Source organism: Thermococcus celericrescens (assembly GCF_001484195.1).
Classification (GTDB): domain Archaea; phylum Methanobacteriota_B; class Thermococci; order Thermococcales; family Thermococcaceae; genus Thermococcus; species Thermococcus celericrescens.
In genome coordinates this window covers 90,273-99,352 of record NZ_LLYW01000004.1, presented here as the reverse complement: position 1 = coordinate 99,352, position 9,080 = coordinate 90,273, and the positions used below count along the sequence as shown (strand labels likewise).

8 protein-coding genes and 2 pseudogenes are annotated in these 9,080 nt (G+C 51.6%); 3 read left to right on the top strand and 7 right to left on the bottom strand.

The genetic code is table 11. From position 1 onward, the window contains the following. A pseudogene (locus APY94_RS01830) lies at positions 1-282 on the top strand (peroxiredoxin); the annotation flags it as partial. Positions 283-329: 47 nt separating this feature from the next. Here APY94_RS01830 and APY94_RS01825 read toward each other — a convergent pair. From APY94_RS01825 to APY94_RS01795, 7 genes are all read right to left on the bottom strand, one after another. After that, positions 330-1,733, bottom strand: a complete 1,404-nt coding sequence (locus APY94_RS01825) for a hypothetical protein (protein WP_058938009.1) — start codon at positions 1,731-1,733, stop codon at positions 330-332. A gap of 187 nt (positions 1,734-1,920) precedes the next feature. Further along, positions 1,921-2,625 carry an ABC transporter permease gene (locus APY94_RS01820; RefSeq protein WP_058938008.1) on the bottom strand — a complete coding sequence of 235 codons (705 nt, stop codon included), beginning with the start codon at positions 2,623-2,625 and terminating at the stop codon, positions 1,921-1,923. After that, on the bottom strand, positions 2,622-3,323 hold the full coding sequence (locus APY94_RS01815; RefSeq protein WP_058938007.1) for a fluoroquinolone export ABC transporter permease subunit: 702 nt from the start codon (positions 3,321-3,323) through the stop codon (positions 2,622-2,624). Before APY94_RS01815 ends, APY94_RS01820 begins: the two co-directional genes overlap by 4 nt. Next, complete coding sequence (locus tag APY94_RS01810) at positions 3,320-4,171, bottom strand: ABC transporter ATP-binding protein (protein ID WP_058938006.1); 852 nt, start codon at positions 4,169-4,171, stop codon at positions 3,320-3,322. The genes APY94_RS01815 and APY94_RS01810 overlap by 4 nt, the downstream gene beginning before the upstream one ends. A gap of 40 nt (positions 4,172-4,211) precedes the next feature. Beyond that, positions 4,212-4,958, bottom strand: coding sequence for a class I SAM-dependent methyltransferase (locus APY94_RS01805; protein ID WP_058938005.1), 747 nt, complete (start codon positions 4,956-4,958; stop codon positions 4,212-4,214). A 10-nt stretch (positions 4,959-4,968) separates the two neighbouring features. Further along, a complete protein-coding gene (locus APY94_RS01800) occupies positions 4,969-5,619 on the bottom strand; it encodes a helix-turn-helix domain-containing protein (protein ID WP_058938004.1) in 651 nt (216 codons plus the stop codon). A 52-nt stretch (positions 5,620-5,671) separates the two neighbouring features. Next, on the bottom strand, positions 5,672-7,336 hold the full coding sequence (locus tag APY94_RS01795) for a DUF4932 domain-containing protein (RefSeq protein WP_058938003.1): 1,665 nt from the start codon (positions 7,334-7,336) through the stop codon (positions 5,672-5,674). A gap of 196 nt (positions 7,337-7,532) precedes the next feature. On the opposite strand from APY94_RS01795, the gene APY94_RS14000 reads away from it, so the two are divergent. Then, positions 7,533-7,673 carry a hypothetical protein gene (locus APY94_RS14000; RefSeq protein WP_394325667.1) on the top strand — a complete coding sequence of 47 codons (141 nt, stop codon included), beginning with the start codon at positions 7,533-7,535 and terminating at the stop codon, positions 7,671-7,673. 68 nt (positions 7,674-7,741) lie between these two features. After that, a pseudogene (locus APY94_RS01790) lies at positions 7,742-9,021 on the top strand (RNA-guided endonuclease InsQ/TnpB family protein). Positions 9,022-9,080: the final 59 nt, after the last annotated feature.

Sequence of the window (9,080 nt, the reverse complement as noted above, 5' to 3'; positions counted from 1 at the left end):
TTCGTCGTCGACGACAAGGGCGTCATAAGGGCCATCGTCTACTACCCGGCCGAGGTTGGCAGGGACTGGGATGAGATACTCCGCCTTGTGAAGGCCCTCAAGCTCAGCACCGAGAAGGGCGTCGCCCTGCCGCACAAGTGGCCGAACAACGAGCTCATCGGCGACCGCGCCATCGTTCCGCCGGCCGGAACCGTCGATGCTATCAAGGAGCGCGAGGAAGCGAAGGCCAAGGGCGAGATCGAGTGCTACGACTGGTGGTTCTGCCACAAGAAGCTCGAGTGAGCTTCTTCATTCTTTTGTTTTAAAAATGAAAGATAAAGTGTAAATGGTCAATTGCTTTTGCTCTCTATATAGATCCCAACTGGAACATTGGTATCACATGTTCCTATATGATACGTATAAGTGCTGGTACCCAGGTAGATGTATTCCGAAACATCCTGACCAACATTATGCCACTGCCCATGATTTGTAATTCCCCCGTATATGTTAAGAGAACTTGAATAGGTATAGTACATTCCGGCACTGAGCCCTGCAGCCCATGGAGGAACTGCACCACCGCTTAATGCCACTGCAAGCGCCCCTATTGGAATTCCAATTCCAAAATCTGCCGAGCATGAACCAGAGGCATCCGAGACCAGCAAAGCAATGCTTTTTGAGTCCCCGACTCCAAGAGCAGTAGCATACTTCATGTCGGTTCCACTGTATATCCAGTTCATAATGGAGGGATCAGGCAATCCGGACTTGCTTCCCCCGAGAATTTCATTTCCGCTTGTGTCAATGTCATTAACCCCTTCCTGGATCCTCTCTTCTCCAGTAGGCACACAGTTGTTTATACTGGCAGTGCAGTAGTACTCCTTCTGGTGTAGGTGGTATGGTTTTGCATAGATGTATATGTATCCTTTCTCGTTTGGTCCAAGAAGGAGATCTTTATAAAAGTAAAACTTGTTCTCAATGGTGTAGAAGTCATTTCCATATATGTCTAAACTTGGGGTATCCTTTTCTGAGATTTTGTAGCCGTAGGCTATCGTAAGTCCAAATCTGGTATAATAGTCAGTCACAATGTTTACGCTTGCAGTGACAACTCCAGAATAAGAATCCTTGTTGTCCATGATCAGAGCAGGCACTTCGATGTAGTCCGAAGGTCTCCACGAGAGGCCCCAGTCGGTCTTCCAGTAATAGAACTGTCTGTTGGACCCCAAGGGTGCTACCTCACCACTTTTCGTAGCAGCTTCAAGGGGAGATGAAGGCAATCTGTGTATGTCAATTTTCACTGTCTTCGTGAATCCCTTAGCAACGTTGGCGGTGTTGTAGTTAACCACCGCAAAGCCTCTGTACAGCTTCTCGTTTTCATGATCCAGAACCCAGACAGAAATCATCAGTGAAGAGCCAATCCCAGTTGGGTAATCTTTTCCCCACTCGTTGAGAACAGACTGAAGCTTTTCATCGGAGAGAGGTATTTTGACCGTATTTCCCGAATCCCAGAACTTCAGCAGACCGGGTTTTTCTAGGCTTCCCAAGAAAATTGTCCTGTATACTTCTTGGGTGGGAACTAACGCATCTATCTGAACCTGAACCTCAACGTTCTTTGATATTTCTGTGAGGGGTCTTCCCTTCTCGTCAACCAGTACAATTTGGAGGGCGGGCGGCTGAAGGGCGTTTGCCAAGTATATCCCCATTGTTCCACTCAACAAAAATGCCACAAACAATGCCCCGATGATTCTTTTTGACACCATCCTGATCACCTAACCAAAATCCACGTATCATATTGGGACATTAATGCTTATAAATTTTTCCTTTTACTATTAGTAACTATTTCTGCTTTTTTTTCGTAGGTTTATGTAATTCTAACGGTAATTTTGCTAACCGCCTGAGTGAAAATAAGGGAGAGTAAATTAACGAACATAAATGTTCATCAACATCTCAAAGCACTCTCCTTCTAAACAGCACCACGAGCGGAACGAGCCACGCTAAGTGAACAACCACCGCCACCGGAAAGTCACCGTAATCGGCCAAGGCTATGCCCTCGAAGACCCTGTACGTCCAGTACGTTGGCAGGAAGGCTGTAAGCTTGCTCCAGTCCGTTGAGAGATCCCTCCAGAGGACAACGAGCTTTATCGCCACCGGCAGGATCAGGAGCCAGCCGATGACCTTGGAGACCGTAAGTGCCTGCATCCGTGAGTCGGCGAAGACGGTGATGATTAATCCGTAAATCCAGACCTCCAGCAGGAAGAGAACCACCAGAGCCAGAACTCCCTTCCAGGAAATCTCCAGGCCCAGGATGCCCGGTGCTATTACCGCAAAGACCGCAGTCACCAGCGAAGCCCATGTAAGACGGTAAACCAGAAACGCCTCGCTGGAAATCGGTATGACCTGTAAAGCCTGAACCGTCTTCTCCTCCTTCTCGTCGGCCATCATGAAGCCCGGAATCATGCCGAATATCATGGGAAGGAATATCAGGACGAAGAGAGCTATCCCGTAGTAGAGCTCCCCCATGCGGTCTTTGAAGTAGCGGACGACGAAGAGCAGAATCAGCGTCATGGCAACGCTGTAGAGGAGCATCGGGTCCCTGCGGAGCAGTTTGAGGTCGGTCCTGTATATGGCAGCGAATTTTCGCACAAAGCTCATCTCAATCCCTCCACCGCGTACCTGTAAAAGCGAACCCTTGCGAGGTAATACGCCACGACACCCCACACCATCAGACCAAGCGCCGACCACAGGAGGTTTTCCGCCGAAACCCCTCCGAAGGGGGCGCTGAAGAAGTAGATGGCAGGATAACTGGGGACGGCATAGAGAACCTTCCATATCTCGCCCGTTAAATAGCTGTGGTAGTGGGCAAAGGGGAGAAGGGAAAGGGCCATGACCCCGAGGAGGGGGACGAAATAGTCGTCCAGGTCGCGGTATTTGGCGGAGACCGCGATTCCTAGGAGGGTATAAACGGCTGAAACCAGCAACGTGCCGGCCAGGACGTAGGGCAGCCCGTCAAGGGAGCGGGTTCCAAGGACAAATATAAGCGCCCCCGCGAGGAGGGAAACCAGCGCCATGAGGAGCGTTTTGGCGAGGATGTAGCTCCTCCAGTCGAGCGGTGTGACTGCCAAGGCGCCTATCGTTCCATCCTTCTTCTCCGCGAAGATGACTGTGCCGACGAACATGAAGCCAACTAGACCCGGTTCCAGGAGGAGGAATATGGGAACCACAAGTGAATGATACCCCTCAGGAAACGCCATGACCATGAGACCGTAGGCTAAAGCCACCAGCAGGTATATCGGGTAGACGTAGCCCCTCGTTCCGACCTTTAAGTCGAGCTTCACCAGCTCGCCTATCATACGAGCCTCCTCCCGGTCACTTTGAGGAATATCTCCTCCAGGGTCGGCTCCTCCGTGTTGACCCTTCTCACATCGTAGTTCCTCAAGATGTTCAGGAACTCCTCGTTACGGCCTATGCCCTCGAGCGGGAACTCGGCGGTCCTCACATCACCGCTGGCCACATACTCGACCTTCACGAGTCTCTTCCCCATTTTGACCTTGAGCTCGCCCGGGTTGTCCACGAGCCTAACGGAGCCGTCAACGATGAAGGCAACCCTGTCACAGAGTTCATTGGCCACGTACATGTTGTGCGTGGTGAGAAAAATCGTCTTTCCATTCTCTCTCATCTCAAGGAGCAGATCCTTTATCCTCCTCGCGCTCGCCGGGTCGAGGCCTTCGAGGGGCTCGTCAAGGAAGAGGATTTCCGGATCCGGGAGCAGAGCCCTTGCCAGATCGAGTTTTTTCTTCATGCCCTTGGAGAAGCCGGCAACGAGCTGATCAGCTTCCTTGTCGAGCTCCACCATCTTGAGGGCTTCCATCGGGTCGAGGTGTCTCTTGTAAAAGCTCGCGAAGAACTCAAGGTTTTCGAGGGCAGTTAGGCGGGAGTAAACGGCAGGAAACTCGAAGGAGACGCCGATTCTGTTGTAGTAGTCCTTACCCCACTCCCGGAGGTCTTTCCCGAGAACCCTGACGTCCCCGGTGTAGTCCTTTATGATCTTCACGAGGATTTTGACGGTGGTCGTCTTTCCGGCACCGTTCGGCCCCAAAAAGCCGTAGATCTCGCCCTCTTCGACGGAGAAGCTCAGCCCATCAACGCCCCTAACTTCGCCGTAGTACTTCCTAACGTTCTCAACCTCAATGACGGGCATGGTTTCACCGGTTAAAAATAGGAACTCAAAGTAGTTATAGTTAGCCCCGCACATGTGCGGGCTTCTCCGCGAGCACCATGAGCTCAATGTCCTCAAAGTCCACCTTCCTCTTCCCCCACCTTCCAGCGGTGCCTCCCCAGATGCCGAGGACGTTGAAGCCGACCATTTTGAACATCAAATACAGCTCCGTGGGGACGTAGACGCGCTCCCGTATGGGAAACTTCTCCCCGTTTGGAGCTTCTATCTCTTCAAAGAACGTCATTGTGTGAGGATCAAAGAGGCCTTTTTCTATGTCTTCGTCCGTGGCGTTCTTAACCCTGCGGAGGGCAATGAGGGCAGTGAGGAGGAACTTCCCGCCCGGCTTCAGCGACTCGTAGACGTTCCGCAGTATCGCGAGGTCGTGCTCTATCGGATCATCTCCAAGGCCGAGGAGCGAAAAGGCACCCTCGCAGAGGCAGATGGCCGCGTCAAACTCCCCGCTCCTCTTAAATTCCGTGGCGTCTGCTTTAATGAACTCGACGTTTACCCCTTCTTTTTCGGCCCTCTTTCGGGCCTCCTTCAACATGCCCCCTGAGATGTCTATCCCTGTAACCCTGTAGCCCCTTTTTGCGAGCCCTATCGAATGCCTGCCAACGCCACACCCCACATCCAAAATTCTGGCGCCCTCTGGGAGCTTAAACTCCCGCACGATAAACTCAATCTCCTCTTCGGTGTTCTTTGTGAAGGGCTCGTTCAGATAGTGTGGCGCTTCTACGTCGAAAAACTCCTCCCACACGTGCTTCTTCATACCGAGTCACCTACTCAATGATTCCCTCAAGGACTTTTTTCAAGCCCTTCCTCAGGTGCTCCTTCACCGTTGAGGGGCTGAGGTTCAGCATCTCCGCCAGCTCCCGCAAAGTGACCTTCCGGGGCTCGTCGAAGTAGCCGCTCTTGTAAGCCAGGAGGAGAACCTCGGCCTGCCTTTTCGTCAGCTTTGAGAGGGGACTGCTCTCCGGTTCCGCTTCCTCAACGCTGATCACCCTCGCACCGTAGGTTTCCCGGAATGCCCTTACCACGTCCCCAACGAGTTCCTCCTCGCAGAGGACCGAGAGAACACTCTCGCCCCCAACGAAAGTTCCGCTCTCGAACACGACAAGGCCTTTCTTCTGAAGCTCGAAGAGTCTATCCGCCTGCTCCCTCTGGGGTTCAAGAGAGGTGCGGATGTAGAGCAGATAACCCCCGTTCCGGGGAAAAGCTCTGACGTCCTTTACCGAGGGAAGGGTGTTCAGCCGCTCAAGTATCCCCACCGGGTTTATCCCCTCCTTGAACTTCACCTCTATCAGCTTAACGACGTCCGCCCCTATGGTGAAATAGGTGTCTCCGTACGCCCAGTCTATCGCCTCAAGAAGCCACTCAAGACCTCCAAAGAGCTCCTCTCTGTAGGGTACTGCGATTTTCAGGCGCTTCATAACGAAGGCTTGACCTCAAACTTTATGGGGATTTCGGAAAAATGAAATGGAATCAGCCGCTCTCAAGCAGGTCATCAAGGGCATCCCTGATGCTGTACGTTAAGTGCCGGTAAATGTGTATGCTGCCGAGCGCCCTTTTGTCGGTGGCTATCACCATCAGCACAATCGCGTCAGGATTCCATGGATTTTCGATCACCTCGAAGACCCGCAGCGATCCGGAGTACGTCTCACCACTCTCTCTGCTGTAAACGGTCGTGCCGTTGACGATGACGGGAGCGTTCCTCTGGAGCTCGGGAAGAAGGGTGCTGTTTGATAGCAGTACTAACGCCAGGTTTTTCCTCATGTCCTCGGGCGTTAAACTCGATACTGCCTTCAGCTCGGCATCGACACCCATTCGTCTAAAGGAGTCGTATATGAACCTGGCCAGATTCCCTGCGGAGGAACCATCATCGTAAGCCACGATAACGCCCCCCTCCTTTGCAGCGTTCAGGAAGTCATCAACCGTCAGCGGAATCACGACGTTCTTTCCTCCGTTTGTTTCGTTGTAAACCCTCGCAATGACCTTGGCGAGTTCGGGCATGAAGTCATCGAAGGTTCTGTACATGTCCCTATGCCTCGCGTAGTCATCAGCGTACGCCCGGTAAACATCGTCTACGAAGTAAAAGACCTTGTTGCGGCTCAAGGACAGCATGGCCCTATCTGGTCTGCCCGTGGCGTTGAGGTAGTAGGCCTCGAACGCCCTCACCAGGGTCTCGTAGAGCATCACTTTAAAGTTGGGATAGGCCATCTCCCTCAGCTTCTCGGCGACGGGATCAAAGAGCGCCTCGTAGGGCTCGAAGAGCTCGTAGTGCTGATCAACCGCTGGATTAACGAAGCTGTGGGCGAACTCGTGGGCCAGGAAGCTGGAGCCGCCCACCGTGGCATAAACATGGGGGATTCCGCCTGCCACCTCCCCAAAGCCCAGAAATGCGTATACACTCATATTGCTCCCGCTTTCTATGTGGTATCCAAAGCCATGGCAGCAGAAGAGGGGCATCGGCACGATGTGCCATGAAGAGGTGTTTTTCCCGAAGAAGTCCTCCTCAAACTCAACGAGTTCGACCAGCCCAGGATTTTCTCCCACAAACGTTTCAAGCGTTCTGTTGTAGAACTCCTCGTGCTCGCGGTAGAACCTCCAGAAGTCAGTCTCCTCTGCGAACTCTGCAACGGCCTCCGCAAACTCATCGAGCTTTTTGGCGTCCAAAAACGGCCTCAATCGAAGCATATCGTCCCAGGGCATTGCCTTTGAGAAGTCCGTCGGGCTCAGGTGGATAGCGAACTCTGGAATCGCGTCGTAGTCGATTCCCTCTTCAATCATCTGCGGGACCATTTTAACCGCCGTCAGGTTTCTATAGGGGCCAAAGTACTCGTCCACGTCCCTGATGTAGCGGTAGCTCCCGGGGGTGACGCCGAGTACCGCCGGATCAACGTGCTCCCTGTACCAGCTTGAGTCTGAGAGCCTGTAGATTATCGCCACTAGCTCGACCCTGGGGTCTATCTCCACGTGAAGGCGATCCGAGAGGGAGATTGAAACCGGCGTGTCTGAAGTATGTTCCTGCATGGAGGCGGTCGTTGGGCTTTTCGTTTCCCCTCCCTGGACCTTTTCGCCCGTAGTCCCCACGCATCCGCTCGCCATCACCACGAGGAATACCAGCACAACAGATGCAAGCTTTTTCACCTAACTCACCGTACCATCGATGAACGTCAGGATATTTAAACATTTCCAAATTATAAACTGCCGGCTTTCTCAACTCGGCTATTTCCGGGGGTACACTGAGTTTCCTTCAATTTGTGCCAATCTAAAAAGCCAACTAAATTGCTCAGCTCAGATGAGACATCAAAAACCTAATGTGTGAAAAAAGTATCATGAATTGGTGGTGAAGATGAAAATTGACCTGCCAGCCCCTAAACTTGAAGGTAAAATGAGCTTGGAGGAGGCTATAGATAAGAGAAAGAGCATAAGACGTTACCTTTTTCTTTTGAAAGCCTCACCCTTCAGGGCGGGGATGCAATAAACCACCCGACGACCCCTTAAACGGAAAGCAAACTATTTTAAAGCCTAAGAACCACACCATACTTTGAGATGAAGCGGACAGTAACCATTAAACTACAACTCTCAAAAGAGCAAGAAAAAGTCCTCTTTGAGTTAGCCGACGTTGGAGCCAAGGCCTGGAACAGAGTGAACTACCTAAGAAGACAAGAATTCTTTGACGGCAAGCCAGTGGACTTCAACAAAACCGAGAAGACTGTTTATGAAGAATTCAAGAGGGTAATCGGCTCTGCAACAGTCCAGCAAATCTGTCGCAAGAACGCTGAAAGCTGGCGTTCATTCTTCACCCTCTCAAGAAAAAAGAGGGCTAAAGAACTTCCCAACTGGCTCAAGCCAAAACCACCGAACTACTTAAAGGAAAACGGGAGGGGGAACCCTTTAATCCTTCTCAGGAACGACCAGTACAAGATTGAAGGAAACAAACTAATCCTCAAAGGTCTTGGCAAGTTCAAACGCCTTGAAGTCCAGTTCAAGGGGAGAATTCACCTGAAGGGCAAGCAAGGACGTTTGGAGATAACTTATGATGACGTTAAGAGGAAGTGGTATGCCCACATCAGCTTTACTGTTGAGGAAAAACTAATTGGAGACGAGTGGGTTAAAGTTCCAAAACAACCTTTGGACAATCTCTCTGCTGGCATTGACTTGGGTGTAAACAATTTGATGGCCATTTACGTTGAGAACGGTGAAAGTTTCCTCGTGAATGGAAGGCCATTGAAGAGCATCGCCTTTTACTGGCAGAGGAAAATCGCCGAGTATCAGTCGAAACTCAACAAGTCCGGCTGTAAAAAGAGCAGGAAGCTTAAGAGAATACACGAGAAGGCTAAACTCCAAGCGAAGCACTACATTAACACTGTCGTGAGGCAAACAGTTGAGACGCTTTATCACCTTGGAGTTTCGAGAATCCTCGTTGGCTACCCGAAGGGGATAGCGAGAAACTCGGACAAGGGTAAAAAGCAGAATTTCATGCTTTCCCACGTTTGGCGGTTCAATTACGTGATTAAACGCCTAACTGAGATTGCCGAAGAGTATGGTATTCGGGTTTTGGTTGTGGACGAGGTTTTCACGTCTAAGCGTTGCCCCGTCTGCGGGAAGCCCCACGAGGGGGCGAGGTTTGTTAGGGGATTGTTTAAGTGTCCTGCAACGGGGCTTGTATTTAATGCGGATTTGGTTGGAGCGTTTAACATTTTGGGGAAAGCGGGAAAAACGATAACCCCGAGCCTCCCCGCTTTGGCGGGGGGAGGGGTAATTGGGGTAAGACCACCCCAGCGGGGTGGAAAACCCACTTTTTAGTGGGTCTGAATGAAACCCCTTGAACCTCTCCGCCTTTAGCGAGGGGGTTAAACTCGTTGGAACCCTCGCCCTTCACGGCGGA